Source organism: Paraburkholderia sediminicola, assembly GCF_046026855.1.
Classification (GTDB): Bacteria; Pseudomonadota; Gammaproteobacteria; order Burkholderiales; family Burkholderiaceae; genus Paraburkholderia; species Paraburkholderia sediminicola_A.
In genome coordinates this window covers 28,403-52,796 of the sequence record NZ_JAQQET010000006.1, presented here as the reverse complement: position 1 = coordinate 52,796, position 24,394 = coordinate 28,403, and the positions used below count along the sequence as shown (strand labels likewise).

Below are 24,394 nucleotides of genomic sequence, written 5' to 3'. Positions count from 1 at the left end.
CAGCTTCGCTCAGTAACCACGTAAAGCTAGAACTCAACGACGACTGTCGACAACGAGACAAGGATTGGAGGTATCAATGGATGGGAATCCGTTTCTGAAGATTCAGCGCCTGGGACGCGCGCTGATGCTGCCGATTGCAGTGCTGCCGGTTGCCGGCCTGCTGCTGCGACTGGGCCAGCCCGATGTGTTCAACATCAAGATGATTGCCGACGCCGGCGGCGCGATCTTCGACAACCTGCCGTTGCTGTTCGCAATCGGCGTGGCGGTAGGTTTCGCGAAAGATAACAACGGCGTGGCAGGTCTCGCGGGTGCGATCGGTTATCTGATCGAAATCGCGGTGATGAAGGACATCAACGACAAGCTCAACATGGGCGTGTTGTCCGGGATCGTGGCGGGTATCGTCGCGGGCTTGCTGTACAACAAGTACAAAGATATCAAGCTGCCCGACTACCTCGCATTCTTCGGAGGGAAACGCTTCGTGCCAATTGTCACCGGCGTGGTTTGTCTGGTGATAGGCATTGTGTTCGGCTACGTGTGGCAGCCGGTACAAGGCGTGATCGATACGGCCGGTCATTGGCTGACCACCGCGGGTGCGCTCGGCGCGTTCGTGTTCGGCGTGCTGAACCGTTTGCTGCTCGTCACGGGTCTGCATCACATTCTCAATTCGCTGACGTGGTTCGTGTTCGGTACCTTCACGCCGCCGGGCGGCGTCGCGGTGACGGGCGACCTGCACCGTTTCTTCGCGGGCGACCCCACCGCGGGCACGTTCATGACGGGCTTCTTCCCGGTCATGATGTTCGGCCTGCCGGCCGCGTGTCTGGCGATGTTCCATGAAGCGCCGAAGGAGCGCCGCGCCCTTGTTGGCGGCCTGCTGTTCTCGATGGCCCTCACGTCGTTCCTGACGGGCGTGACCGAGCCGATCGAGTTCAGCTTCATGTTCCTCGCACCGGTGCTGTATGTGATCCACGCGTTGCTGACCGGTCTGTCGCTCGCGATCTGCTCGGCGCTAGGCATTCACCTCGGCTTCACGTTCTCCGCCGGCGCAATCGACTACGTGCTGAACTACGGCCTGTCGACCAAGGGCTGGTGGGCGATTCCGATCGGTCTCGTGTATTCGGTGGTGTATTACGGACTGTTCCGCTTCTTCATCCGCAAGTTCAACATGGCGACGCCAGGCCGCGAACCCGCAGCCGAAGACGAACAGATCGAGTCGTTCACGGAAGGCGGTTTCGTTTCGCCGGTTGCCGGTGCAGCCGTGCCGCGCGCGCAGCGTTATATTGCTGCGCTGGGTGGTGCGTCGAATCTGTCGCTGGTAGATGCCTGCACGACGCGTCTGCGTCTGTCGGTGGTCGACACGAACAAGGTCTCCGAAAGCGAACTGAAGACGATCGGCGCGCGCGGCGTGCTCAAGCGCGGCTCGACCAATGTGCAGGTGATCATCGGACCGGAAGCGGACATCATCGCCGATGAAATTCGCACGGTGATCGCGCAAGGCGGTGGCGATGCGGTGAAGCCGGTGGCTGCTGCCGCGCCCGCTGTCGTTGCAGCGCCTGTGGCGGCTGTAAGCGGTGCTGAAGGCGGTCCGCTCGACCCGGATCCGCTGCGTTGGCTCGCCGTATTCGGCGGCGCGGGCAACGTCGTGTCGCTGGACGCTGTGGCGGCAACGCGTCTGCGTATTGTGGTTCGCGATCCGTCGGCGGTCGACCGTCAACGTATGGCTACGCTCGATACGGCGTGGGTCTCGGCGGACACGTTCCACATCGTAGTTGGCGACGCAGCCCAACGCTACGCTGCACAAATGGCGACGCGTCTGTCGTCAACGGGCGGCGGCGCAACGCCTCTGCCCGCGTGATGTAAGGTTAAGGAGCGGCCTGCGCCGCTCCATTGCCGCGCTTCTCGTCTGACGGCACGGCAATAAAAAAGCGGCACCTTGATTCAAGGTGCCGCTTTTGCGTTTACCAGCGCGTGGCCGGCAACGGTTACATCAATGCGTCTTATGCTTGCCTGCTTCCAAAGGCCGGCGCGATTCCAGCCACATCACGTTGATAATGCCGAACGCCAACGCTACGCCAATGCCGAGAAGCCAACTGAAATACCACATCACAAACTCCTGTTAATCGTATTCCTGATCAATACATCGAATGGTGATTTTCTTTGAGCGCCGCGGCGGTTACCTTGCCTCGCATCACGCGATATACCCAGCTCGTGTAGATCAGGACGATCGGCAGGAAGATGATCACGGCGATCAGCATGATCTGCAACGTCAGGCGGCTCGAGGTCGAATCCCACACGGTCAGGCTGCTGCGGCCGTCGAGCGAGGAGGGCATGATGAACGGGAACATTGAGAAGCCCGCCGTCAGGATCACGCCGATGATCATTAGCGAGGTCGACAGAAAGGCGCTTTTTTCAAAGCGCGAGCGTGCCAGCAACAAGGCGAGTACGCCACCGACCAGGCCGGCCACCGGCGCGATCACCATCCACGGATAGTTTGCGTAGTTGGTGAGCCACAGGCCGGGCGCACCGATCACGTTCTTCAGCAGCGGATTGGCAACCGTATCGAGCGGCGCGGCATCGACGATCTGATAGCCGCCGATCATCGTGGCGATCAGCGCGCCGGCAAGCAGGAACAGCACCACGGTGGCGAGCGACGCGATCCGCAGCGCCAACGAAGCACGCTCGGCGACGATGTCGTCTGCCTTCATCTTCACGAAGGCTGCGCCGTGCGCGGCCAGCATCGACACGCTCACGAGCCCGCACAGCACGGCAAACGGGTTGAGCAGCGCGAAGAAACTGCCGTGATACGTGACACGCAGATCGGTGTCGAACGAGAATGGCACGCCTTGCAGCAGGTTGCCGAATGCCACGCCGAACACCAGCGCGGGTACGAAGCCGCCGACAAACAAAGCCCAGTCCCACGCGCTGCGCCAGCGCGGGTCTTCACGCTTGCTGCGGTAGTCGAAACCGACCGGCCGGAAGAATAGCGAAAACAGTACCAGCAGCATCGCGAAGTAGAAGCCGGAGAACGACGCGGCATACACCAGCGGCCACGCGGCGAACATCGCACCGCCCGCTGTGATGAGCCACACCTGATTGCCTTCCCACGTCGCGCCGACCGTGTTCACGACGATGCGCCGCTCCGCGTCGGTCCTGGCGATGAACGGCAGCAGAATCGCCGCGCCCATGTCGAAGCCATCGGTGAGGGCGAAGCCGATCAGCAGTACGCCGATCAATACCCACCAGATCAGTTTGAGGGTTGCGTAATCCATGATGATCCTTCCCTTGGAACAGAGTGGCGGCGAATCATGCGGCCGTGTTGGTCGGCAGCGGCTGATTCAGCGGCTGTTCGTGGTGATAGCGCCCGGTGTGCAGCGACGAAGGTCCGAGTCGCGCGTACTTGAACATCAGCATGATTTCGATGATGAACAGCACCGTGTAGAACACAACGAAGCCGCCAATGCTCAAGTAGAGATCCCCCGGCGTCAGACTCGAAGCGGACAACGCGGTCGGCAGAATACCGGCGATGGTCCACGGTTGGCGACCCACCTCAGCGACGATCCAGCCGAATTCAGCAGCAAGCCACGGCAACGGGATCGCCCATACGGCCCAGCGCAGGAACCAGCGGCGTTTCTCCAGCAGTAAGGAGCGTTGTGCGCAGAACCAGAACGCCAGTACAAAGGTCGCGAGGAACAGGATGCCGAGGCCGACCATCAGGCGGAACGAGAAGAACACGGGCGCCACCGGCGGAATCGTCTTCTTGGCGGCCTGCACGATCTGATCCGGCGTGGCGTCGGTGACGTTCGGAGTGAACTGCTTGAGTAACAGGCCGTAGCCGAGGTCTTGCTTGTGTGCGTCGAAGGCCGCTTTGGCTTCGTCCGTGGCATCCCCTAGCTTCAGCTTTTGCAGCGCGGCGTAGGCGAGCATGCCGTTCTTGATGCGCACTTCGTTTTGCGCCATCAGGTCTTTCAGGCCGACTACCGGTTCGTCGATCGAGCGCGTGGCGATCAGGCCGAGCGCATACGGAATGCGAATCGCATAGTCGGTGCGTTCTTCCTTCTGGTTCGGAATGCCGATGATCGTAAATGGTGCGGGTGCAGGCGCCGTTTCCCATTCGGATTCGATGGCGGCCAGTTTGACCTGCTGAACTTCTCCGGTGCGGTAACCAGATTCGTCGCCGAGCACGATCACGCACAATGTCGACGCCAGACCGAAGCCGGCGGCGATGGCGAACGAGCGCAAGGCAAACTCGGTGTCGCGGCGCTTCAACAGATACCACGACGACACACCGAGCACGAACATCGAAGCGGTCACGTAACCGGCCGATACGGTGTGCACGAACTTCACTTGCGCGACCGGATTGAACAGCACCGAGAAGATGCTGTCGAGTTCCATGCGCATGGTCTGGTAGTTGAAGGTGGCGCCGACCGGATTGTTCATCCAGCCGTTGGCTACCAGAATCCACAGGGCCGACAGGTTCGAGCCGAGCGCGACGAGGAACGTAACGGTCACGTGTTGCACTTTCGAGAGCCGGTTCCATCCGAAGAAGAACAAGCCGACGAAGGTCGATTCGAGGAAGAACGCCATCAAACCCTCGACGGCCAGCGGCACGCCGAAAATGTCACCGACATAGTGCGAGTAGTACGACCAGTTGGTGCCGAACTGGAACTCCAGCGTGAGACCGGTGGTAACGCCCATCGCAAAATTGATGCCGAACAGCTTCCCCCAGAACTGGGTCATGTCCTTGTAGATCTGCTTGCCGGTCATCACATAAACGGACTCCATGATGACGAGCAACCACGACAGACCAAGCGTAAGCGGCACGAATAGAAAGTGATAAAGCGCCGTGATGGCGAACTGGAGGCGCGACAGTTCTACGACTTCGCTAACGGGCATGTTGATCACCTTGGGACGGATGCGAGGCAGGCACGGACAGCAGCGCCTGCGCAACTTGTTCAGGCGGCAGCGACATATGCTCCGCCTGCGGATGGTTGAAGAATGTGTATTTGAGCGCCATCAGCAGTGCGAACTTGATGACGAGCACGATGGCGATATCCCGCGCCAGCGTCGGACCGCGCACCCAGGCGCCGAACCGTTTGCGTAGGCTCGAGCGAGGGTTGTTATCGGGATTCAAGGCTATGGTCATGATCGGTCGAAGGCGACTTCATACCGGTGATTCCGGCTGGATCCAGGTCGCCTGAGCGATCTGGCAAGTGCATCCCGATTCTAGAAGCAAGGACCTCGCACGCGTAAGTTCGGCACTGCGACATTGGGTCGCGAACATTGTCCTGTGCGAACAGTATTGCTATGAGGTTTGTGATACGTCAAGAAACGCGTGCAGGGCGGGTATGTTCTTGAGTGAGTGCGCATGCGTCTGCGATTGAGCGCATGCATCGTCGAGTGGGCACAAAAAAGCCCTGCCTTCTTGCGAGGGCAGGGCTCTGCGACTAAACAGCGCACGCCGGACGAGCCGGCACAACTAAAGGTTTTAAGCCTTACGCATATTCGGCCAAAGCGCCGCGCATTTTCTTCATTGCGCTCGCCTCGATCTGACGAATACGTTCGGCCGAGACGCCGAATTCGTCGGCTAGTTCGTGCAGCGTCGAACCACCAGAGCCGTCGTCTTCCACCTTCAGCCAGCGGGCTTCGATGATGCGGCGGCTGCGGGCGTCCAGCGCTTCCAGCGCGCTCGCGATACCGTCGCTTTGCAGCTTGTCGCGCTGACGCGAAGCCAGCACGGCAGTCGGTTCGCTATGCGAGTCGGCGAGGTAGGCGATCGGCGCGTACGACTCTTCACCGTCTTCGACCTGGCCTTCCAGCGCAATATCGCCGCCGGACAAGCGCGTTTCCATCTCGGCCACTTCTTCGCGCTTCACGTTCAGCTCTTTGGCAAGACCTTCGATCTCGTCAGGCGTGAACGCGCCCAGGCCCTGCTTGTGGCTGCGCAGGTTGAAGAACAGCTTGCGCTGCGCTTTGGTGGTGGCAACCTTCACCATCCGCCAATTGCGCAGGATGTATTCGTGGATCTCTGCCTTGATCCAGTGCATGGCGTACGACACGAGCCGTACGTTCTGCTCCGGGTCGAAGCGCTTCACGGCCTTCATCAGGCCGATATTGCCTTCCTGGATCAGGTCGGCATGCGGCAGTCCATAACCAAGGTAATTGCGCGCGATCGAGACGACCAGCCGCAGGTGCGACAGGACGAGACGGCGCGCGGACTCGAGGTTGTCCTGCTCGCGAAATTCAGTGGCGAACTGGCGTTCTTCCGCCGGCGTCAGCATCGGAATCCGATTTACGGCCTGGATGTAGGCGTCGATATTGCCCAGTTGGCCGGGCAGCAGCGAGGAATGCGAGAGCGCCAGTGCACCTGCCGAAGCGGCCTTAGCCGACGACGGGCTCAGAGTACTCGGAAGGGTCATTGCATGGCTCACGTAGGAAACTCCTTTGGAATCAGACAAAAGCGTATTCAGTTAAACGACTCCAGCGTTGGATGTTAGCACTCTGATTTGCCGAGTGCTAATACTTAGAGGCTGTAGGGGCATCCAAGTTCCACATATTCCTATTGAAATTTAGGTTTTGATAGCCATGTGATGCCTCTGCAAACGGCCACGTGCGGGCCGTAGGATTTACCTGACAAAGCGCCTCCATTCTTATAAGTGACCGATTTTTTCTAAAATTGAAGTGACTAATTGCGAGAATTTAGGTTTCTTCATACGATCCGCCGGATGTAGATTATCTTTAAAATAAACGGGACAGTGATCCGCTGATCAACGTTCGGCTAGCTCGGGTGCTCAATGAAGAACAAAAAAAGCGCGTTGCGTGGTCTGGCTCTAAAAGGTGCTTCGGCGGCTATTCTGTTTAGCGCTTCAGGACTGGCCGCAGCCGACCAGTTCGGCGTGCAGATTGCTGGCGGCATCGGGGATCACCACATCAAAAAGCTCGATCTCGGCCTGGTTTGGGATCCGAATCTGACATGGTGGCAGATCGGCGATTGGCATTTCTCGCTGATCGGCGAAGCACACGTGGCCTGGTGGCATACCAACGAAGGGACTGTGCACGAAAATATCGGCGAAATCGGCGTGACGCCGATCATTCGCTTCATTGACGGAGCGGGTGCGATTCGCCCGTATATCGAAGCGGGCGCCGGAATCCGGCTTCTTTCGAGTCCGAGGATATCTTCTGACCTCACACTCGCCACAGCGTTCCAATTCGCCCCCATGGCGGGCGTCGGCCTGCAATTTGGCAGCCGCCAGCAGTACGAAGCGGGCTACCGCTTCCAGCATATTTCCAACGGCGGTATCAAAGAGCCGAATCCTGGTATAAATTTCCACCAGCTATATTTGCAATATAACTTCTGACGACCGTGGCCACGTTCGGCTCACCGGTGCGAGGGGCTGAGCAATGGCGGCAAAGATAATCGAAGCGATTCGCGGGCTCGAGCGGGAGCGCTTTCGTGCGATGGTCGACGGCGACGGGCCGTCGCTCGATACCTTGCTCGCGGACAACGTGAGCTATGTCCATACGAATGGCAAGCGCGAAACGAAGCGGCAGTTCATCGACGGTATTACGGCCGGGCGCCGCCGCTATCGGCAGATCGAGGTGCAGTCGCAAGAAGTGTTGCCGGTGGGGCGTGAGACCTGCGTCGTCACCGGGCGCGCGTTGATCGAAATGGAAGCGAATAACGGGGCGCTGCTGTTTCCAATTGCGTATACGGCGATTCATGTGCAGGAAGACGGGCAATGGCGTCTGATCGCCTGGCAGGCGACGCGTTGCGCGATCGAGTGAGCCTTTTGAGCTCACTCCGTTTCGCTGCTTGCGTTTGGTGAACGCTCAAGCTGCTACGCGCTGCAGATCCTCATCGCTCCGCACTGGCCGCTGCGCCGCAACACCCGCGTACGGATGCCGCGGATGCACCGGAATCTGATTGCAACGTTCCACCACGTGTCGCACTGCGTCGATATCGGAGAAGTCGAGACCCGGGTCGATGCCCTGCGCGTGAAGGTTCATCGCGACCGTCACGAGGTCCACGTTGCCCGTGCGCTCGCCGCTGCCGAACAGACATCCTTCGACGCGATCCGCGCCCGCCAGCAGCGCCAGTTCCGTGGCGGCCACGGCGGTGCCGCGATCATTATGCGGATGCACCGACAGCACGATGCTGTCGCGATAGCCGAGATTGCGGTCCATCCATTCGATCTGGTCGGCGAACACGTTCGGTGTCGCGGCCTCCACGCTCGCGGGCAGGTTGACGATCATCTTGTGATCGCGTGTGGGCTGCCACGTCTGCGCGACCGCATCGCATACTTCGCGCGCGTACGGGAGCTCGGTCGTATTGAAGGTTTCGGGCGAATACTGGAAGGTCCAGCGCGTATCGGGCCGCGCTTGGGCGTGTTCCTTGATGAGGCGCGTGCCTTCTACCGCCAGCGCCTTGATTTCGTCCTTCGACTGGTTGAAGACGATCTTGCGAAACGACGGGCAGATCGCGTTGTACAGGTGCACGATGGCGCGCGGTGCGCCCTCCAGCGAGTCGAACGTGCGCGCAATCAGTTCAGCGCGCGACGGCACGAACACTTCGATCGTCACGTCATCGGGAATGCGCTTTTCTTCGATCAGTTTGCGGACGAAATCGAAATCGGTTTGCGAGGCCGACGGGAAACCGACTTCGATCTCCTTGAAGCCGATCGCCACCAGCATTTCGAAGAATTCGAGCTTTTGCGCGGCATTCATCGGCTCGATCAGCGCCTGATTGCCGTCACGCAGATCGGTGCTCATCCAGATGGGTGCCTGGTTGATCGTGCGGCTTGGCCATTTGCGGCCGGTGAGGCGCACAGCGGGGAAGGGACGGTATTTTTCAGCGGGATTGCGCAACATGATGAACCTCGTTCGTTGTGTCGTATGCGAAAGGGTGTGGCCTCGAGCGGCTGGCGGGCTGCCACGGATGCACGGCCCGCCAGCCGGTGGCTAGCGGTAACAACGAACGGGCGCGAACGAACAACGTCATGGTGACGGCGAAAACGAACGTGGATAATGCCCATGCAACGTGCATTTGACCCTCGCGCTTCGTCCGAACGGTAAACGGACGAATGCAAACGACTACAGGTTGTGAAGAACTACGGTCGGGGGTGAAACGGGAACTGCGGAACTGCTTTTGAGGACCGCGCTTTGGTCAACGAAAGTTGACAGCGCGCGGCGCTACGCCTGATTTACGCTAGACGTAGCGATAGAGGCCGCGCCAGGCGGCCGAAGGTAATTCGGAGGGTGTTCGGAAGGGAACGCATAGGTCTAATGTATGACGGCTCGCAGTAGCGTGTCAACCCGCGGCCGCCCTATTCGGGGCGGGCGTGCGACGCCGTAAGCGCCGTACCGCACTCCCGCCGCACAGGTTACATGGGCGTTTTCGCGACATCCACGATCAACTCCACCTGCCGTTCGATCGCGCTCGGGACGGGCGCTTCGCCGCGCAATACGGCGCTGATCCACGCGGCCGTAGTGGCGGCGTCGCGAGCTTCAGGCAAGTCGACTTCAGGCGCGTCGAGCGACGAGCGTTCATGCGGCACGCGCGTTTCGCAGATGCCGTCGTGCAGCCAGTCGACCTGCACCTGGCGCCGCGTGTCGGCCACCGCTTCGCCTTCGGTGCCGCGCGCGAGCAGGGCGCCGCCGTCTGCGGCGTCCGGGTGCGTATTGAACAACTGCGTGAGACTGTCGCGATACGGAGGATGCGTGTAGTTCACGAGCCGCAGCCCCGCAGGCGCGAACGGTTGCAGGATTTTCACGAGCGTATGCGTTGAATTGCGCACGCCCATCCGCCGACGTAGCGAGAGAAGGCGCGCGAGCTTTGGCGCGAGCACGTCGATTGGCGCGAACGCAAGACGCCGCTCGGCGAGGCCGTCCTCGATATCGGCGTGCGATTGCGCGTGCGGAATCTGCAGATGCGTGAAGATTTCAGCGCTCGTCACGCGACCCGGATCTTCGGTGACGCCATGCACCAGCACGGGTACACCCTCGCGTGCCAGCAGTAGCGCGAGCAGCGGCACCAGGTTGGGCTGTTTGCGCGCGCCGTTGTACGTGGGTATCGACACGGGCCGGAACGCCGCGCGCGGCAAATGAATCGGTTCGAACGACGCATGCGCGCCAGCCAGCATGGCGGCGAGTTCGTCGGCGGTTTCGCCCTTCACGCGATACGCGAGCAGCACGGCGCCGAGTTCGAGATCGGCCACGCGGCCGTCGAGCATCGCGGTGTAGAGCGCGCGCGTATCTTCAGCGGTCAGGGCGCGGGCGCCGTTCGGGCCGCGGCCGATTTCCTTGATATAGCGGGCGCAGGGGAAAGGGTTGGCAGAGTCAGTCATCGGGCGCAGTGGGACGGGGTGGCGTGCCGCCTTTGGGCGATTGGCCACGGTATTCAAAGGGCACTATTTGGTGTGAGTATCGCATCTATAGCAATCCCGCGAGATGACGTGCCGGAACCGCCGGGCCGCGCGGGCCGGTGCCGATTGGCTGCACCGCGCTTTGCTGCGCGTTACACTCAACGTTTTATCGCCGCGCGGGCGCGGCACAATTCAGGAAACGGAGAACGGGATGAGTTACGTATTTGCACCCGCACCGGTGGTCGCGGTGCCGGTCGTGGGGTCCAGCGAGCAGTTCGCGGTGCGTCGCATCTACTGCGTGGGTCGCAATTACGAGGCGCACGCGCGCGAGATGGGGCACGATCCCGACCGCGAACCGCCGTTCTTCTTCGCCAAGCCCGCCGATGCCGTGCTGTACGTCGCGCCTGGCGCGACCGGCGAATTTCCCTATCCGACGCAATCGAAGAACGTTCACTTCGAGATGGAGCTGGTGGCGGCGATCGGAAAAGGCGGCAAGAACATTCCTGCGGAAAGCGCGCTCGACCACGTGTACGGCTATGCGCTCGGTCTCGACATGACGCGCCGCGATCTGCAGGCCGAAGCGAAGAAGCTGGGCCGTCCGTGGGATACCGCGAAGGGTTTCGATCACTCTGCGCCGCTCGGCCCGATTCATCCGGCAACGACGGTCGGCCATGTCGGGAAGGGTGCGATCTGGTTGTTGGTGAACGGTGAGGAAAAGCAGAATTCTGACGTGTCGCAACTGATCTGGTCGGTGGCCGAGACGATCGCCTATCTGTCGACGCTGTTCGAACTGCAACCGGGCGATCTGATTTTCACTGGCACGCCGGAAGGTGTCGGCGCGGTGGTGCAGGGCGACCTCATGAAAGGCGGCGTAGACGGGCTCGGCGAGCTCAGCGTACGCGTCGTCTGAAGCGCGGTTGGAGGAGACACACAACATGAAGCTTTACAGCTATTTCCGTAGCTCGGCGTCCTATCGCGTGCGCATCGCGCTGAACGTGAAAAATCTGCCGTACGAGTACGTGCCGGTGCACCTCGTGCGCAATGGCGGTGAGCAGTTGAAGTCCGAGTACCGCAAGGTGAATGTGGACGGTATCGTGCCCACATTCGTCGACGGCAACGAAGTGATGCCGCAGTCGCTCGCGATCATCGAGTATCTGGAGGAAACGCATCCCGAGCCGCCGCTATTGCCCGGCACGCCGGCCGACCGCGCGTATGTGCGCTCGGTGGCGTTGCAAGTGGCGTGCGAGATCCACCCGATCAACAATCTGCGCGTGCTGAAATACCTGAAACATACGCTGCGTGTCGACGACGATGCGAAAGACGCGTGGTACAGGCATTGGATCGAAGCAGGCTTTGCGACGCTCGAGGCGCATCTGGCGGGCGATCCGCGCACCGGCAAGCTGTGCTTCGGCGACACTCCCACGTTGGCCGACGCATGTCTGATTCCTCAGGTGTTCAACGCGCAGCGCTTCAAGGTCGACACAGCGAAGTTTCCGACGATTCAGCGCATCTATGATCATGCGATGCAACTCGATGCGTTTGCTCATGCGGCACCTGGTGCGCAGCCCGACGCGGAATGATGCTGTGATTTGAATGAAAAAAGGGCGCTCGGAAGTGAAGAGCACCCTTTTTGCTTGTCCCGCGACAACCGCTGCGGTGTTCAACCGCCCAGCAACGCGTCCGAAAACTCTTCTGCGCTGAACGGCTGAAGGTCCTCGACCTTTTCGCCGACGCCGATGAAGTACACCGGGACCGGGCGCTGACGCGCAATCGCCGCGAGAATGCCGCCCTTCGCTGTGCCGTCGAGCTTGGTGACGATCAGGCCGGTGAGGCCGAGCGCGTCGTCGAAGGCTTTCACTTGCGTGAGGGCATTCTGGCCGGTGTTCGCATCGATCACCAGCAGCACCTCATGCGGCGCGCCATCTTGCGCCTTGCCGATCACGCGCTTCACCTTGCGCAGCTCTTCCATAAGATGCAGCTGGGTCGGCAGGCGGCCGGCCGTGTCCGCCATCATGACGTCGATCTTGCGTGCACGCGCGGCGCCGACCGCGTCGAAAATTACGGCCGCCGGGTCGCCGCTTTCCTGCGACACCACCGTCACGTTGTTGCGCTGGCCCCAGATCGCCAGTTGCTCGCGCGCGGCGGCGCGGAAGGTGTCGCCCGCAGCCAGCAGCACCGACTGATCAAAGCTTTGCAGATGCTTGGCGAGCTTGCCGATGCTGGTGGTTTTGCCCGCCCCGTTGACGCCTGCGATCATCATGACCAGCGGTTGCGCGCGGCCGAGCATGAGCGATTTTTCCAGTGGTTTGAGCAGGTCGATCAGCAGCGTGCGCAGCGCCGCTTTCACCTGCTGGGGATCGGTGAGGCGCTCGCTGCGCACTTTCTCGCGCAGCGATTCGAGCAGAAACTCGGTGGCTTCGACGCCTGCATCCGACATCAGCAGCGCGGTTTCGAGTTCTTCGTACAGATCCTCGTCAATCTTCGCGCCGACGAAAATGCCCGTCAGGCTCGAGCTCGTTTTCGACAGACCGGTTTTCAGGCGAGTCAGCCATGAGCGCTTCGCGCTCGCGTCCTGCATGGGCGGGGGGACGATTTCAACCGTTTCGGGCGCGGGCGCTTCGGGTTCCGGCTCATTGGCGGGCTGGGCGGTAGCCGGCTGCGTATTGGCACTAACCGGAGCAGCCGGCCGTGGCGCCGACGGCGCGACGGGCTCTGCCGGCACCTCAACTGCGGGTTCAGGCGCCAAGGCTTCTGGCGCCGTCTGCGATTCTTCTGGCGCGTTATCGGACTCTTTCGAACCCTTGAATCGTTTGAAAAAGCTGAACATGATCTGGCATGGTGAGAGCGCGCGCCGATGCGCGTAGCCGGGACGGGCCCGGTGGGAGCGGCAGGCAGCGTTGCGATGCGGGATGCAAGGCGCTGGAAGCCGCACATTTTATCAGGCGCGCCGCCGCCCGTCGTATTGGCCGAACGGCCAGGCTGGACGCCGTGCGCCCCTGTGGTAACGTTGGCGCTCCAGCCCGCATGCATCGGCGTCGCGGGCGCCCCTATAACGTAATCGAAACTGCATGCCCCGTTCTGCTCCTTCACGCGCCCATGGCGCTTCGTCCAAAGGCGGCAAGCCGCACGCCATCCGTATCATCGGCGGCGACTGGAAGCGCACGCCGTTGCCCGTGCTCGACCTCGACGGCCTGCGCCCCACGCCCGACCGCGTCCGCGAAACGCTGTTCAACTGGCTCGGCCAACGGCTGGAGGGCCAGCGCTGCCTCGATCTGTTCGCCGGTAGTGGCGCGCTCGGCTTCGAGGCCGCCTCGCGCGGCGCAGCGCGAGTGTTGATGGTCGAGCGCAATGCGCGGGCCGCCAAACAGTTGCGTGCGAACCAGGAACGCCTGTCGGCGCGTACGATCGAAATCGCGGAAGCCGACGGCTTGCGCCTCGCGGCGAGTCTCGCACCTGGGTCGTTTGACGTGGTTTTCCTCGATCCGCCGTTCGGTGGCGATCTGCTCGACAAGGCGCTTGCGCTGGCCGTTCCGTTGCTGAGCCCTGAAGGCTTTCTGTATGTAGAAGCAGGTGACGCACTCGAGCTAGATGGGAACGAGACTCTCGCCGGCTGGGAAATCGTGCGGCAAGGCAAAGCGGGCGCTGTCCACTTTCATTTGCTGCAGCGCGAAAATAAGGAATAATGCGCGTTCCAAAACAAGCAGCGGGCGGGTTACCGTCACGCGTGCGGTCGGTGCCAAATGCGTCGCGTGGACGCTTTGACGTGCCCCTTTGTCTGAAGAGAGGAGAAGTCTCATGGTAGTCGCCGTGTACCCGGGCACGTTCGACCCGCTGACGCGCGGTCACGAAGACCTCGTTCGACGCGCGTCGAGCATTTTTGACACGCTGGTGGTGGGTGTTGCCGACAGCCGCAACAAGAAGCCGTTCTTCACACTGAAAGAGCGTCTCGATATCGCTCATGAAGTGCTCGGGCACTACCCGAACGTTCAGGTGATGAGCTTCAAAGGGCTATTGAAGGACTTTGTCCGCAGCAATAACGCTCGGGTGATCGTACGTGGCCTGCGCGCTGTCTCGGACTTCGAATATGAGTTCCAGATGGCTGGCATGAACCGCTATCTGCTGCCGGACGTCGAAACCATGTTTATGACGCCGTCCGATCAATATCAGTTCATCTCCGGCACCATCGTGCGTGAAATCGCGCAACTGGGCGGCGACGTCAGCAAGTTCGTGTTCCCGTCGGTCGAACAATGGCTGAAGGAGAAGGTTGCTGCGCTGGATCCGGATGACGGTGTCTCGGCGGGGCAACCGTAACCGGCGTAAACTGTCGGATTGACGGATCAAAGCTGGCTTTGGCCGGCGCGAAGTGAGAGAAGTATGGCCTTGATGATTACCGACGAGTGCATCAATTGCGACGTGTGCGAGCCCGAGTGTCCGAACGACGCGATTTCGATGGGCCCGGAAATCTACGTGATCGACCCGAAGAAATGCACCGAGTGTGTCGGCCATTTTGATGAACCTCAGTGTATTCAGGTCTGCCCGGTCGAGTGCATTCCACGCGACCCTGAACACCTGGAGACGGCGGAAGGTTTGATGGCGAAGTACCACGCATTGCAGGTTGCGAAGGGCGCGTGAGCGTTGAATGATAGAAAACGGCGAGGCGCTTGCCTCGCCGTTTTCTTTTGCCGCGCCGTTTTGTATTGCGCGCGAAGTTATCCCGATCGTTATCCGATCGTCACCCGATGTAAGCGCTGAAGATGTCGCGCAGTGCATCCAGCAGAATGTCGCATTCGGCGTCGGTGCCGACCGAGATTCGCAGATGCTGCTCGATTCGCGCCGCCTTGAAGTGGCGCACGAAGATTGCCTTTTCCCTTAGCCGTGCCACGAGCGTCGCTGCATCGTAGCCTTCGTGGCGCGCGAACAGCAGATTCGCCGCCGACGGCACCACCTCGAAGCCCAGTGCCGTCAGCCCTGCCGCCAGCCGCTCACGGCTAGCAATCACTTTGGCGCAGTTGTCGCGGAACCATGCATCGTCCTCGTATGCCGCGACGGCCGCGACTTGCGCCAGCCGGTCGAGCGGATACGAGTTGAAGCTGTCCTTCACGCGGTTCAGGGCGTCGATCAACTCCGGATTGCCGAACGCAAGGCCGATGCGCATACCGGCCAGCGAGCGCGACTTCGATACCGTTTGAATGACCAATAGGTTGGGATAGCGGTCGATCAGCGTGATGGCCGATTCGGCGCCGAAATCGACATAGGCCTCATCGATCACCACGACCGATTCGGTGTTTCTCGCCACCAGACGTTCGATATCGGCGAGCGGCAGCGGTCGTCCAGTCGGCGCGTTCGGGTTGGGGAACAGTACACCGCCGTTAGGTGCTGTGTAGTCGTCGACATGGATGGCGAAGCTGTTGTCGAGCGCGATGGCCCGATAGCCGACTTCAAAGAGCCGCGCGTAGGTTGGGTAGAAGCTGTACGTGATATCCGGGAACAGCAGCGGTTTATCGTGTTTCAGCAAGGCCTGAAATGTGAGCGCGAGCACTTCGTCCGAGCCGTTGCCTGCGAACACCTGTTCCGGGCGAATGCCGTGGTACGCGGCAACCGTTTCGCGCAATTTGCGCGCCGTCGGGTCGGGATAGCGCCGCAGCGACTCGCCCGCGTCGCCCAGTTCTCGCCGGATCGCCTCAAGCACGCGCGGCGACGGGGGATACGGATTCTCGTTGGTATTCAGCTTCACCGGATGCGCAGCGACGGGCTGCTCGCCCGGCACATACGGCGTCAGACGGTGAACGATGTCACTCCAGTAGCGGCTCAAGCGAATCTCCTGTCGATGGCGAAACGGCGAAACGGCGAAACGGACCCGGGTGCGTGGGTGTGGACGCGGGGCGTTCAGGGATTGCGATGCAACTGCATCATCGCCCGCTCGAGCTCGCCTTTGATGATCTGCGGCATCACAGCCAGCGCACGCTCGATCGACGCGTCGATCACATCCTGTTCTTCCCGCCGCGGCGGCTTCAGCACGTAATTGGCGACGTCCGGCTTGGCGCCGGCGCGCGCGCTTTCGGGAATCAGGTCGCGCGGATGGCCGATGCCGATTCGCAGCCGCCAATACTGTTGCGATGAAAGATGCGCGGTGATGTCCTTCAGCCCATTATGGCCGCCGCTGCCTCCGCCTAGCTTCAGCTTGACGCTGCCGGGCGGCATGTCGAGTTCGTCGTGTGCGACCAGAATTTCGTCCGGAAGAATCTTGAAGAACTGCGCCACCGCTACGACCGATTGTCCCGAGCGGTTCATATACGTTTGTGGTTCCAGCAGATGCACTTCTTCGCCGTGAAGCCGTGCCTTCGCGTAGAAACCGTGGAAGCGCCGTTCATCGCGCAGCGTCGTACCTGCTTCGCGCGCCAATTGATCGACTAGCCAGAAGCCAGCATTGTGGCGCGTCGCGGTATATTCGGCGCCCGGATTGCCGAGCCCGACGATCAGCTTGATCATGATTTCGTAGGTCCGTCTGGCCCGGGAGCCGAACGCAGCCGAGCCGAAAAAAACCGAAAAAAAACCCGCCGGGGCGAACCTCGGCGGGTCACATCGACCGTTTCATTGAAACGGATCGAGAGGATTGCTCGCTCAGTGCAGCTTAAGCAGCCGGCGTTTCGCCTTCGCTTGCAGCAGCAGCAGCAGCGTCGCCTTCAGCGATTGCGCCAGCCGGGATCGTTGCAGCTGCGACGACCGGGTTTTCTGCTTCAACGTGAGCAACCAGTGCGACGCCTGCCGGCAGGACGATGTCCTTGGCATGCAACGAGTGACCAGCTTCGATCGTCGCGAGGTCGACTTCGAGGAATTCCGGCAGTGCCGACGGCAGGCACTCGATTTCGATTTCGTTGAGGACGTGCGAGATCACCGCGCTCGACAGCTTCACTGCCGGGTTGGTTTCCTGGTTCATGAAGTGCAGCGGCACCTTGGTGTGCAGCTTCTTCTTCGCGTCGACACGTTGGAAGTCCACGTGCAGCACGAGCTGACGGAACGGGTGGTATTGCACGTCGCGCAGCAGAACCTGTTGCGACTTGCCGGCCACTTCCAGTTCGAGGATCGACGAATGGAAAACTTCTTTCTTCAGCGCGTGCCACAGTGCGTTGTGGTCCAGTTCGACCAATTGCGTGTCAGCACCAGCGCCATATACGATGCCCGGGGTCTTGCCCGAGATACGCAGGCGGCGGCTCGCACCCGTACCTTGCAGGGAACGCTCGAAAGCGACTACTTTCATGTTGAATCTCCAATGCACTGCCCGCGACCAGGCAGTAAAAACGGGGCCTCCAAGCCGTTATGGCTGAGGCCCCAGAGCGATGGCACGAACCTTCGTTCGTTCATGCCAATTGTGCAAAAGCGCAGCGTGCGGTACTGCAATGCACGTTGCGCCTTCGCAAATACTTAACTTTCAGCGAACAGCGACATCACCGAATCACCGCGGCGAATCCGCGAGAACGTTTCGGCAAGCAGGCCGGCACTGGTCAACGAACGGATCTTGGCGCACGAGCGGGCTTCTTCGCCGAGCGGGATCGTATCGGTAACAACGAGTTCGTCGAGTGCCGAAGCTGCAATACGCTCGCCTGCACCGCCCGACAGAACCGGGTGGGTGGCGTAAGCGAATACCTGCTTCGCACCGCGTTCCTTCAAAACCTGAGCTGCCTTGCAAAGCGTGCCGGCGGTGTCGACCATGTCGTCCATGATCACGCAGGTGCGGCCTTCGACTTCACCGATGATGTTCATCACTTCGGCAACGTTCGCCTTCGGGCGGCGTTTGTCGATGATCGCGAGATCGCAATTCAGTTGCTTGGCCAATGCACGGGCACGCACCACGCCGCCGACGTCCGGCGAAACGACCAGCAGGTTCTCGTAGTTCTGCTTGCGCAGATCGCCGAGCAGCACGGGCGTAGCGTAGATATTATCGACCGGAATGTCGAAGAAGCCTTGAATCTGGTCGGCGTGCAGATCCATCGTAATGATCCGCTCGACGCCGGCGATTTCCAGCATGTTCGCCACGATCTTCGCCGAGATGGCGACGCGCGCCGAACGCGGGCGTCGATCTTGACGGGCATAACCGAAGTAGGGGATGGCTGCGGTGATCCGGCCAGCGGATGCGCGCTTGAGCGCATCGACCATGATCATCAGTTCCATCAGATTGTCATTCGCCGGCGCGCAGGTGGACTGAAGGACGAAGACATCCTTGCCACGCACGTTTTCCTGAATCTCGACCTGGATTTCGCCGTCCGAGAAACGGCTAACCATTGCTTTGCCGAGGGGAATACCGAGGATTTTGACGACTTCCTGTGCAAGCGCGGGATTTGCGTTGCCAGTAAAAACCATCAGGCCGTCATGGCTGCTCATCGTGCACCTACTTCAGGCTGGGGGCGAGGGAAATGCGAGAATTTTTGGCAGGGGAGGAAGGAGTCGAACCTTCGAATGCCGGAATCAAAATCCGGTGCCTTAACCAACTTGGCGACTCCCCTACACTAACTTTGAGCTTCACCGGACGAGGGACCGTTCGACGATGCAAAACTTATGACGCGAAAGTAAAGAGTGGATGCTGATCGAGACTTGCAGTTACTGCGCTGCTCCATTCGCCGGGCAGTTTGGCTTGCGCCGCTTCTGCTTCAGCTTTGCTACGGAACGCTGCAAATACACTTGCACCTGATCCAGACATCCGCGCTGGTGCAATGTTCTCAAACCATCGCAGCACTTGCGCTACTTCCGCGTATTTTCCCACGACAACCTGCTGCATGTCATTCCGGCCAAAACTTTCTGGCCATTCAGTGTTGCAGCTAAGTTCTGCAGGAAAGTCCGTAATTATGAGGGGTTTCGAGTCTCTTGTCAACGTTTTTTCGGAGAAAATCGCTGCAGTCGGAACGTGAACCCTCGGCGTCACTACCAGGAAATGACGCGGCGGCAATTGTACAACGTCTAATGCTTCTCCAACACCCTGGGCGAATGCATTTTTCCCAAAAATAAAAAATGGCACGTCCGCGCCGAGTTTCAACGCCAGCGCCTGCAACTCCAGGCGCGGCAAATCGAGCTTCCAGAGGCGATTCAGCGCGAGCAGCGTGGTGGCCGCGTCGGAGCTGCCCCCGCCGAGGCCCGCACCCATTGGCAGGCGTTTGTCGATTTCGATATCGACGCCCTCGGGCGAACCCGTGTGCGCCTTCAGGAGCGCTGCTGCGCGTACGGTGAGATCGTGCTCCGGCGGCACGTCGGCGATTTCGGTGCTGCGCGTAATGAGGCCGTCGTCGCGCCGCTTGAAGTGCAGGGTGTCGCCCCAGTCGAGCAACTGGAAGACGGTTTGCAGCGTGTGATAGCCATCTGGCCGGCGGCCGGTGATGTGCAGGAAGAGGTTGAGTTTCGCTGGCGCGAGGCAATCGCGCAGCGAATCGGTGGTTTCAATCATGAGTCAGGGCTACATGCGCCATAGCGGCGCCGAAGAAGCGGCAAGGGTTGCGCGAACAGACGCGACTACTGATCCAGTACGAGCTTGATGTCGAGCGGCGGTTCCGAGCGGCTCAGATTCAAGCGCTTCACGCCAGTGGCCGGCGCGTCGGCATAGGCCAGGTAATCGATCGTCCAGCCGTCCTGCGTGATCTGCTTCAGACGCGAGGGCTGTTCCGGATCTTTCTCGGTCCTGGCGCGCGAAGTCGGCGCCGGCGAAGGCTGCAACCAGTAGCGCAGCCCTTCAACCGGCAGCGAGAAGCCGAGCGCGTTCTGCATCAGCGTGGAGACATTGTCGGCGGTGAGCGGTTGACGGTTCGGCAGTTCGAGCGTGGCCGAAGCCGGCGACGAAGTCACGACCGCCAGCGTCTGGCCGAGCGGATTGCGCAATTGCAGGGTGACTGTGTCACCCGTTTCCTGCCAGGTGAAGTTGCCGTAGGCATTGCGCTGCTGGCCGTTCTGATCGTTGTACTGGATCGCGAAACGGCCCTGATAAGCGCGTGTGGTCTGTGCAGTGACGGACGTCGCCGCGTTCGACGTGGACGGCCCTTGCGGCTTCACCGATGCACAACCGGCCAACGCGACAACCGCCGCCGCTACGAATCCGAGCGCCGCGCCACGCGGCACCCGGGGATAGGAGATCAAGCGGGAAAGACGCATCAAAGATCGTTCACCTGAAGTCGTTGCAGCGTTTTAACCAGCGTGTCGTTGTCCGGTTCGAGCTTGCGCGCGTCGCGGAAGGCGGCGCGAGCCTGATCCTGCGCTCCGGTTTTCCACAACACTTCCCCGAGGTGCGCGCCGATTTCGGCGTTCGGCTGGAGATCGTAAGCTTTGCGCAGCAGCTTGATTGCGTCCGACGTATCGCCCATCCGGTACTTGACCCAGCCCACGCTGTCCATGATGAAGGCGTCGTTCGGCGCCAGCGACGAGGCCTTCTCGACCAGCTTGTCCGCTTCCGGCAGGCGCTGATTACGATCGGCCAGCGAATAGCCGAGCGCGTTGTATGCCTGCGGGTTGTCGGGCTGCGTCTGAATCAGCTTGCGCAGTTGCGCTTCCATGACATCGTAATGGCCGGTCTTTTCGGCGGCCATGGCGTAGTCGTAGGTCAGATCGGGATCGTCCGGGAAATTCGCGGTTGCTTGTTGCAAGCGTGTTTCCGCCTCCGGGTAGCGTTTCGCGTCGAACAGAATGGCCGCGTCGGTGCGTGCAATCAGCGCCTGGTCGCGCGGATCGGGTGCCTGCAAGCCGGCCAGCAGCTTGCGCGCGTCTTCAGACTTGCCTTGCTTGGCGAGCAATTGCGCACGCGTGATCTGCGCCGGCACGTATTGCTGGCTCGACGGCGAAACCTTGTTCAACCAGTCGCCCGCCGCCGCTTCGTTCTTCTGCTCGAGCGAGAGTTGCGCAAGATAGATATACGCCTGGCCCGGATCGGCGCCCGGCGTTTTTTCGGCTTGCTGCGCATACTGGGTGAGGTAAGTTTGCGCCTCGTTGAAATTCTTCTGCTGGATCTTGATTAGCGCGAGCGCCATCAGCGGCGTGAGGTCGGCCGCGTTGTTCTTGTGCATGATCTCGAACTGCTTCTGCGCGTCGTCCAGACGGTCGCTCGCGAGGTACATCTGCGCGAGCGCGAGACGCGCGTCATGCGATTTCGGATTCTGTTGCACGTACTTTTCGAGCGACGCAATGCCTTCCTTGCGCTCCTCCGGGCCCATTTGCGACAGCATCAGCGCGGCCGGCAAATAATCCGGCTTGAGCGTGAGCGCCTGCTCGAGCGACTTCCGCGCGCCCGGCGCGTCGTCGGAAACGAGCTGCTGGCGCGCGATGGCCAGTTGCGCTTCCGGCCGGTTCAGGTCGTCTTTCAGCAGGTCTTGCAACACATGCAAGCCGCCGATCCGGTTCGGACCACGTGAGAGCAGCAACTGCAGGGCCAGAATTGCGCTGCCGCGATTGTCCGCGGGCACTTTCGAGAGTTCACGAGCAAGGATCGGCTCGGCGTCGTCAGGCTTACCGGACAGCACCAGCAGCGACGCGTCGAGTTGCGCCGCGCGTTCCGAATCCGGCGCATACTGCTGCCACAATTGCGCAGCGGCTAGAGCGTCCGACGGGCTTTGCGCGGCCAGCGCGATCTCCGTGGCGCGTTGCGCCATGCGTGGATCGTGCGTGTCGCGCGCTAGCGCGAGATAGGTCTGGTAGGCGGGTGCCGGCTGGTCGCGTTGCAGGGCGACTTCAGCGGCGAGCACCTGGAATACGATCTGGCTGGACAGCGGCACGCCCGGCAGAGACTTCTGGTCTTCTGCCGTCGCCGGGCCGAGCGGGTCCGGCAGGGTGACGGAGGTGTCATCCGAGTCTGGCGATGGATCCTGCGCGTGCGCGGGCACGGCGGCCATCGCCCAGACGGCGAGTGCGGCGGCACCGAGCATGCGTCGAGCGGATACGGCGTGCGGCACGCGGGATGCGCTAGCCGGGCGCTTCGAAAACAGCTTCACGAAGGACAAGTTCATGGAAATCCGTTCAATGTTTCGGACGATTGTAACGCGCTCGCTACAATAAGCGCACAACCACTCACGCAAGTTGCAGACCAGTTAGACATGCCAGAGTTGCCAGAAGTTGAGGTTACCCGAAGGGGAATCGAACCGTATGTGTCCGGCCGCAAGGTTGAACGCGTCGATGTGCGTACGCCCACGCTGCGTTGGCCGATTCCGGCGGACCTTGCGAAAACCTTGCGCGGCAGCGTGGTGCGCAAGGTTGAGCGGCGCGGCAAGTATCTGCTGTTCGAAGTCGACGCCGGCTGGTTCATTGTGCATCTGGGCATGACCGGCACGCTGCGTGTGCTGCGCCATCTGCCGCAGCCGCCGGCCGCGGCGAAACACGATCACGTCGACTGGATTTTCGACGAATTCATTTTGCGCTATCGCGATCCGCGGCGCTTTGGTGCTGTGCTGTGGCACGCGCGTGAAGCCGGCGACGTGCTCGAGCACCCGCTGCTCGCGGGCCTCGGTGTTGAGCCGTTTTCGCCGGCATTCTCCGGCGCGTTGATGCACAGGCTCACGCGTGGGCGCAAGGTGTCAGTGAAGCAGGCGTTGCTGGCGGGCGAGATCGTGGTCGGCGTGGGTAATATCTACGCGTCCGAAAGCCTCTTTCGCGCCGGTATCCGGCCCACCACCGCAGCGGGCCGCGTCTCGCTCGTGCGCTACGGTCTGCTGGCGGACGCAGTGCGCGTCACGCTCGCCGCCGCGATCGAGAAGGGGGGCAGCACGCTGCGCGATTTCGTCGGCAGCGATGGCGAAAGTGGTTACTTCCAGCTCGACTATTTCGTCTATGATCGCGCGGGGCTGCCATGCCGCGTGTGTGGAACGTCGATCAAACAGATCGTGCAGGGGCAGCGTTCTACGTATTTCTGTCCCACCTGCCAGCGCTAACTTTTCAATGCCTTCTCGTTTAAGCCCATCTGCCCCGTCCGCTGTGCCTGCTTTCCCGGTCATGTCCGATTTTTCCGCGCGACTGATTGCGTGGCAGCGCCAGCATGGCCGTCACGACCTGCCATGGCAGAACACGCGTGATCCATATCGCATCTGGCTGTCGGAAATCATGCTGCAGCAGACTCAGGTATCGACGGTGATTCCGTACTACGCAAAGTTTCTTGCACGTTGCCCGGATGTTGCCTCGCTCGCCGCCGCGCCGGCAGACGATGTGATGGCGTTGTGGGCAGGCCTCGGCTATTACTCGCGCGCACGCAATCTGCACCGCTGCGCGCAGGTGGTGGTCGAGCAGCATGGCGGCGCATTTCCCGCCTCGGCGGACGAACTCGCTGAATTGCCTGGCATCGGCCGCTCGACGGCGGCGGCGATCGCCTCATTCGCGTTCGGCGCGCGCGCCACGATTCTCGATGGCAACGTGAAGCGCGTGTTGGCGCGTGTATTCGGCGTCGAAGGCTTTCCGGGTGAAAAGAAAGTCGAGAACGCGATGTGGACGCTGGCGGAATCGCTGCTGCCGTCGAACGTATCGGACGACGGTGTCAGCGCGTACACGCAAGGCCTGATGGACCTCGGTGCAACGTTGTGTGTGCGCGGCAAGCCGGACTGCCTGCGCTGCCCGTTCGCCGTCGACTGCGTGGCGAACGTCACGGGGCGTCAGCGTGAACTGCCCGCCGCACGGCCGAAGAAAGCTGTGCCGACGCGCCGCACATGGATGCTGGTGCTGCGCGATGGTAACGCCGTGATGCTGGAAAAGCGTCCGCCTTCGGGTATCTGGGGCGGCTTGTGGAGCCTGCCCGAAGCCACCGACGAAGCCACGCTCGCCGAGCGTGCGCGCGCGTTTGGTGGCGACGGAGCGGTCTCGCCGCTCGCGCCGCTTACGCACGTCTTCACGCATTTCAAGCTGGATATCGAGCCGCGCCTCGCTGAACTGGATCGCGGTGTCGGCGCATTGGCCGCGCTAGGCGATGCGGACACGGCGTGGGTCGCGTTAAGCGATCTCGATTCGTTCGGTGTGCCCGCACCGGTGCGCAAACTGTTGAATAGTCTGCACGGTTCGCTGTTGTAGCAGATCCCGGGCAAAAAGCACGTCGA

24 protein-coding genes, 1 tRNA gene and 1 pseudogene are annotated in these 24,394 nt (G+C 61.2%); 10 read left to right on the top strand and 16 right to left on the bottom strand.

Features of this window, described 5'->3' with window-relative positions:
* Window positions 1–76 precede the first annotated feature (76 nt).
* Window positions 77–1,852, top strand: a complete 1,776-nt coding sequence (gene nagE / locus PQR40_RS08365; RefSeq protein ID WP_408508757.1) for an N-acetylglucosamine-specific PTS transporter subunit IIBC — start codon at window positions 77–79, stop codon at window positions 1,850–1,852.
* A gap of 132 nt (window positions 1,853–1,984) precedes the next feature.
* Here the strand turns inward: nagE and cydX are convergent, their stop codons facing one another.
* The 5 genes from cydX to rpoH all read right to left on the bottom strand — a co-directional run bounded on the left by cydX (window position 1,985) and on the right by rpoH (window position 6,425).
* Window positions 1,985–2,101, bottom strand: coding sequence for a cytochrome bd-I oxidase subunit CydX (gene cydX / locus PQR40_RS08360; RefSeq protein WP_325046259.1), 117 nt, complete (start codon window positions 2,099–2,101; stop codon window positions 1,985–1,987).
* A 28-nt stretch (window positions 2,102–2,129) separates the two neighbouring features.
* Window positions 2,130–3,266 carry a cytochrome d ubiquinol oxidase subunit II gene (gene cydB, locus PQR40_RS08355; protein WP_408339549.1) on the bottom strand — a complete coding sequence of 379 codons (1,137 nt, stop codon included), beginning with the start codon at window positions 3,264–3,266 and terminating at the stop codon, window positions 2,130–2,132.
* 34 nt (window positions 3,267–3,300) lie between these two features.
* The gene (locus tag PQR40_RS08350) at window positions 3,301–4,890 is read right to left on the bottom strand and encodes a cytochrome ubiquinol oxidase subunit I (protein WP_408231902.1); all 1,590 of its coding nucleotides are present in this window, start codon (window positions 4,888–4,890) and stop codon (window positions 3,301–3,303) included.
* Entirely contained in the window at window positions 4,880–5,140 is a 261-nt protein-coding gene (cydP, locus tag PQR40_RS08345) for a cytochrome oxidase putative small subunit CydP (RefSeq protein ID WP_408231905.1), read from the bottom strand. Before cydP ends, PQR40_RS08350 begins: the two co-directional genes overlap by 11 nt.
* A gap of 349 nt (window positions 5,141–5,489) precedes the next feature.
* Window positions 5,490–6,425, bottom strand: a complete 936-nt coding sequence (gene rpoH, locus PQR40_RS08340; RefSeq protein ID WP_408231908.1) for an RNA polymerase sigma factor RpoH — start codon at window positions 6,423–6,425, stop codon at window positions 5,490–5,492.
* Window positions 6,426–6,788: 363 nt separating this feature from the next.
* Here rpoH and PQR40_RS08335 point away from each other — a divergent pair, with 363 nt between their 5' ends.
* Together PQR40_RS08335 and PQR40_RS08330 are read left to right on the top strand one after the other, a co-directional pair.
* Window positions 6,789–7,352, top strand: coding sequence for an acyloxyacyl hydrolase (locus PQR40_RS08335; RefSeq protein ID WP_408231911.1), 564 nt, complete (start codon window positions 6,789–6,791; stop codon window positions 7,350–7,352).
* Between the two features lie 43 nt (window positions 7,353–7,395).
* Complete coding sequence (locus tag PQR40_RS08330) at window positions 7,396–7,779, top strand: nuclear transport factor 2 family protein (RefSeq protein WP_408231914.1); 384 nt, start codon at window positions 7,396–7,398, stop codon at window positions 7,777–7,779.
* A 102-nt stretch (window positions 7,780–7,881) separates the two neighbouring features.
* Here PQR40_RS08330 and PQR40_RS08325 read toward each other — a convergent pair.
* Both PQR40_RS08325 and ybiB read right to left on the bottom strand, forming a co-directional pair.
* Window positions 7,882–8,862: pseudogene (locus tag PQR40_RS08325) on the bottom strand (2-isopropylmalate synthase); the annotation flags it as partial.
* Window positions 8,863–9,374: 512 nt separating this feature from the next.
* Entirely contained in the window at window positions 9,375–10,337 is a 963-nt protein-coding gene (gene ybiB, locus PQR40_RS08320) for a DNA-binding protein YbiB (protein ID WP_408231917.1), read from the bottom strand.
* A gap of 229 nt (window positions 10,338–10,566) precedes the next feature.
* Here ybiB and PQR40_RS08315 point away from each other — a divergent pair, with 229 nt between their 5' ends.
* Window positions 10,567–11,265, top strand: a complete 699-nt coding sequence (locus tag PQR40_RS08315; protein ID WP_408231920.1) for a fumarylacetoacetate hydrolase family protein — start codon at window positions 10,567–10,569, stop codon at window positions 11,263–11,265.
* A gap of 25 nt (window positions 11,266–11,290) precedes the next feature.
* The gene (gene maiA / locus PQR40_RS08310; RefSeq protein WP_408231923.1) at window positions 11,291–11,935 is read left to right on the top strand and encodes a maleylacetoacetate isomerase; all 645 of its coding nucleotides are present in this window, start codon (window positions 11,291–11,293) and stop codon (window positions 11,933–11,935) included.
* Window positions 11,936–12,015: 80 nt separating this feature from the next.
* Here the strand turns inward: maiA and ftsY are convergent, their stop codons facing one another.
* The gene (gene ftsY, locus PQR40_RS08305) at window positions 12,016–13,182 is read right to left on the bottom strand and encodes a signal recognition particle-docking protein FtsY (protein WP_408508756.1); all 1,167 of its coding nucleotides are present in this window, start codon (window positions 13,180–13,182) and stop codon (window positions 12,016–12,018) included.
* Window positions 13,183–13,423: 241 nt separating this feature from the next.
* Here ftsY and rsmD point away from each other — a divergent pair, with 241 nt between their 5' ends.
* The 3 genes from rsmD to PQR40_RS08290 all read left to right on the top strand — a co-directional run bounded on the left by rsmD (window position 13,424) and on the right by PQR40_RS08290 (window position 14,987).
* Window positions 13,424–14,038 carry a 16S rRNA (guanine(966)-N(2))-methyltransferase RsmD gene (rsmD, locus tag PQR40_RS08300; RefSeq protein WP_408339541.1) on the top strand — a complete coding sequence of 205 codons (615 nt, stop codon included), beginning with the start codon at window positions 13,424–13,426 and terminating at the stop codon, window positions 14,036–14,038.
* A 112-nt stretch (window positions 14,039–14,150) separates the two neighbouring features.
* A complete protein-coding gene (gene coaD, locus PQR40_RS08295; RefSeq protein ID WP_408231932.1) occupies window positions 14,151–14,666 on the top strand; it encodes a pantetheine-phosphate adenylyltransferase in 516 nt (171 codons plus the stop codon).
* Window positions 14,667–14,729: 63 nt separating this feature from the next.
* Window positions 14,730–14,987, top strand: a complete 258-nt coding sequence (locus tag PQR40_RS08290) for a YfhL family 4Fe-4S dicluster ferredoxin (RefSeq protein ID WP_325044733.1) — start codon at window positions 14,730–14,732, stop codon at window positions 14,985–14,987.
* Window positions 14,988–15,087: 100 nt separating this feature from the next.
* On the opposite strand, the gene hisC is transcribed toward PQR40_RS08290, so the two are convergent.
* The 8 genes from hisC to PQR40_RS08250 form a co-directional block, all read right to left on the bottom strand.
* Window positions 15,088–16,167 carry a histidinol-phosphate transaminase gene (gene hisC, locus PQR40_RS08285; protein WP_408508755.1) on the bottom strand — a complete coding sequence of 360 codons (1,080 nt, stop codon included), beginning with the start codon at window positions 16,165–16,167 and terminating at the stop codon, window positions 15,088–15,090.
* Window positions 16,168–16,241: 74 nt separating this feature from the next.
* Window positions 16,242–16,844 carry an aminoacyl-tRNA hydrolase gene (pth, locus tag PQR40_RS08280; protein WP_091796808.1) on the bottom strand — a complete coding sequence of 201 codons (603 nt, stop codon included), beginning with the start codon at window positions 16,842–16,844 and terminating at the stop codon, window positions 16,242–16,244.
* A gap of 142 nt (window positions 16,845–16,986) precedes the next feature.
* Window positions 16,987–17,613, bottom strand: a complete 627-nt coding sequence (locus PQR40_RS08275) for a 50S ribosomal protein L25/general stress protein Ctc (RefSeq protein ID WP_408508754.1) — start codon at window positions 17,611–17,613, stop codon at window positions 16,987–16,989.
* Window positions 17,614–17,777: 164 nt separating this feature from the next.
* Window positions 17,778–18,734, bottom strand: a complete 957-nt coding sequence (locus tag PQR40_RS08270; RefSeq protein ID WP_006048037.1) for a ribose-phosphate pyrophosphokinase — start codon at window positions 18,732–18,734, stop codon at window positions 17,778–17,780.
* Between the two features lie 45 nt (window positions 18,735–18,779).
* Window positions 18,780–18,856: transfer RNA gene (locus PQR40_RS08265), tRNA-Gln, on the bottom strand.
* A gap of 50 nt (window positions 18,857–18,906) precedes the next feature.
* The gene (ispE, locus tag PQR40_RS08260) at window positions 18,907–19,788 is read right to left on the bottom strand and encodes a 4-(cytidine 5'-diphospho)-2-C-methyl-D-erythritol kinase (protein WP_408388200.1); all 882 of its coding nucleotides are present in this window, start codon (window positions 19,786–19,788) and stop codon (window positions 18,907–18,909) included.
* Window positions 19,789–19,853: 65 nt separating this feature from the next.
* Window positions 19,854–20,486 (bottom strand): lipoprotein insertase outer membrane protein LolB, encoded by a 633-nt coding sequence (gene lolB / locus PQR40_RS08255; protein WP_408239616.1) that lies wholly within the window; start codon window positions 20,484–20,486, stop codon window positions 19,854–19,856.
* Window positions 20,486–22,327, bottom strand: a complete 1,842-nt coding sequence (locus PQR40_RS08250; protein WP_408239619.1) for a tetratricopeptide repeat protein — start codon at window positions 22,325–22,327, stop codon at window positions 20,486–20,488. Before PQR40_RS08250 ends, lolB begins: the two co-directional genes overlap by 1 nt.
* An 87-nt stretch (window positions 22,328–22,414) precedes the next feature.
* Here PQR40_RS08250 and mutM point away from each other — a divergent pair, with 87 nt between their 5' ends.
* Window positions 22,415–23,245, top strand: coding sequence for a bifunctional DNA-formamidopyrimidine glycosylase/DNA-(apurinic or apyrimidinic site) lyase (gene mutM / locus PQR40_RS08245; RefSeq protein ID WP_408508753.1), 831 nt, complete (start codon window positions 22,415–22,417; stop codon window positions 23,243–23,245).
* Window positions 23,246–23,306: 61 nt separating this feature from the next.
* Window positions 23,307–24,368, top strand: coding sequence for an A/G-specific adenine glycosylase (gene mutY / locus PQR40_RS08240; RefSeq protein WP_408239624.1), 1,062 nt, complete (start codon window positions 23,307–23,309; stop codon window positions 24,366–24,368).
* Window positions 24,369–24,394: the final 26 nt, after the last annotated feature.

What these genes read in the sequence shown, in the direction of transcription:
- PQR40_RS08250 (WP_408239619.1), bottom strand. Translation starts at nt 22,327, where the DNA reads ATGAACTTGTCCTTCGTGAAGCTGTTTTCGAAGCGCCCGGCTAGCGCA.
- ispE (WP_408388200.1), bottom strand. Translation starts at nt 19,788, where the DNA reads ATGATTGAAACCACCGATTCGCTGCGCGATTGCCTCGCGCCAGCGAAA.
- rsmD (WP_408339541.1), top strand. Translation starts at nt 13,424, where the DNA reads ATGCCCCGTTCTGCTCCTTCACGCGCCCATGGCGCTTCGTCCAAAGGC.
- cydX (WP_325046259.1), bottom strand. Translation starts at nt 2,101, where the DNA reads ATGTGGTATTTCAGTTGGCTTCTCGGCATTGGCGTAGCGTTGGCGTTC.
- PQR40_RS08290 (WP_325044733.1), top strand. Translation starts at nt 14,730, where the DNA reads ATGGCCTTGATGATTACCGACGAGTGCATCAATTGCGACGTGTGCGAG.
- ftsY (WP_408508756.1), bottom strand. Translation starts at nt 13,182, where the DNA reads ATGTTCAGCTTTTTCAAACGATTCAAGGGTTCGAAAGAGTCCGATAAC.
- mutM (WP_408508753.1), top strand. Translation starts at nt 22,415, where the DNA reads ATGCCAGAGTTGCCAGAAGTTGAGGTTACCCGAAGGGGAATCGAACCG.
- ybiB (WP_408231917.1), bottom strand. Translation starts at nt 10,337, where the DNA reads ATGACTGACTCTGCCAACCCTTTCCCCTGCGCCCGCTATATCAAGGAA.
- PQR40_RS08315 (WP_408231920.1), top strand. Translation starts at nt 10,567, where the DNA reads ATGAGTTACGTATTTGCACCCGCACCGGTGGTCGCGGTGCCGGTCGTG.
- pth (WP_091796808.1), bottom strand. Translation starts at nt 16,844, where the DNA reads ATGATCAAGCTGATCGTCGGGCTCGGCAATCCGGGCGCCGAATATACC.
- PQR40_RS08275 (WP_408508754.1), bottom strand. Translation starts at nt 17,613, where the DNA reads ATGAAAGTAGTCGCTTTCGAGCGTTCCCTGCAAGGTACGGGTGCGAGC.
- PQR40_RS08270 (WP_006048037.1), bottom strand. Translation starts at nt 18,734, where the DNA reads ATGAGCAGCCATGACGGCCTGATGGTTTTTACTGGCAACGCAAATCCC.
- PQR40_RS08330 (WP_408231914.1), top strand. Translation starts at nt 7,396, where the DNA reads ATGGCGGCAAAGATAATCGAAGCGATTCGCGGGCTCGAGCGGGAGCGC.
- lolB (WP_408239616.1), bottom strand. Translation starts at nt 20,486, where the DNA reads ATGCGTCTTTCCCGCTTGATCTCCTATCCCCGGGTGCCGCGTGGCGCG.
- maiA (WP_408231923.1), top strand. Translation starts at nt 11,291, where the DNA reads ATGAAGCTTTACAGCTATTTCCGTAGCTCGGCGTCCTATCGCGTGCGC.
- PQR40_RS08350 (WP_408231902.1), bottom strand. Translation starts at nt 4,890, where the DNA reads ATGCCCGTTAGCGAAGTCGTAGAACTGTCGCGCCTCCAGTTCGCCATC.
- cydP (WP_408231905.1), bottom strand. Translation starts at nt 5,140, where the DNA reads ATGACCATAGCCTTGAATCCCGATAACAACCCTCGCTCGAGCCTACGC.
- mutY (WP_408239624.1), top strand. Translation starts at nt 23,307, where the DNA reads ATGTCCGATTTTTCCGCGCGACTGATTGCGTGGCAGCGCCAGCATGGC.
- coaD (WP_408231932.1), top strand. Translation starts at nt 14,151, where the DNA reads ATGGTAGTCGCCGTGTACCCGGGCACGTTCGACCCGCTGACGCGCGGT.
- cydB (WP_408339549.1), bottom strand. Translation starts at nt 3,266, where the DNA reads ATGGATTACGCAACCCTCAAACTGATCTGGTGGGTATTGATCGGCGTA.
- nagE (WP_408508757.1), top strand. Translation starts at nt 77, where the DNA reads ATGGATGGGAATCCGTTTCTGAAGATTCAGCGCCTGGGACGCGCGCTG.
- PQR40_RS08335 (WP_408231911.1), top strand. Translation starts at nt 6,789, where the DNA reads ATGAAGAACAAAAAAAGCGCGTTGCGTGGTCTGGCTCTAAAAGGTGCT.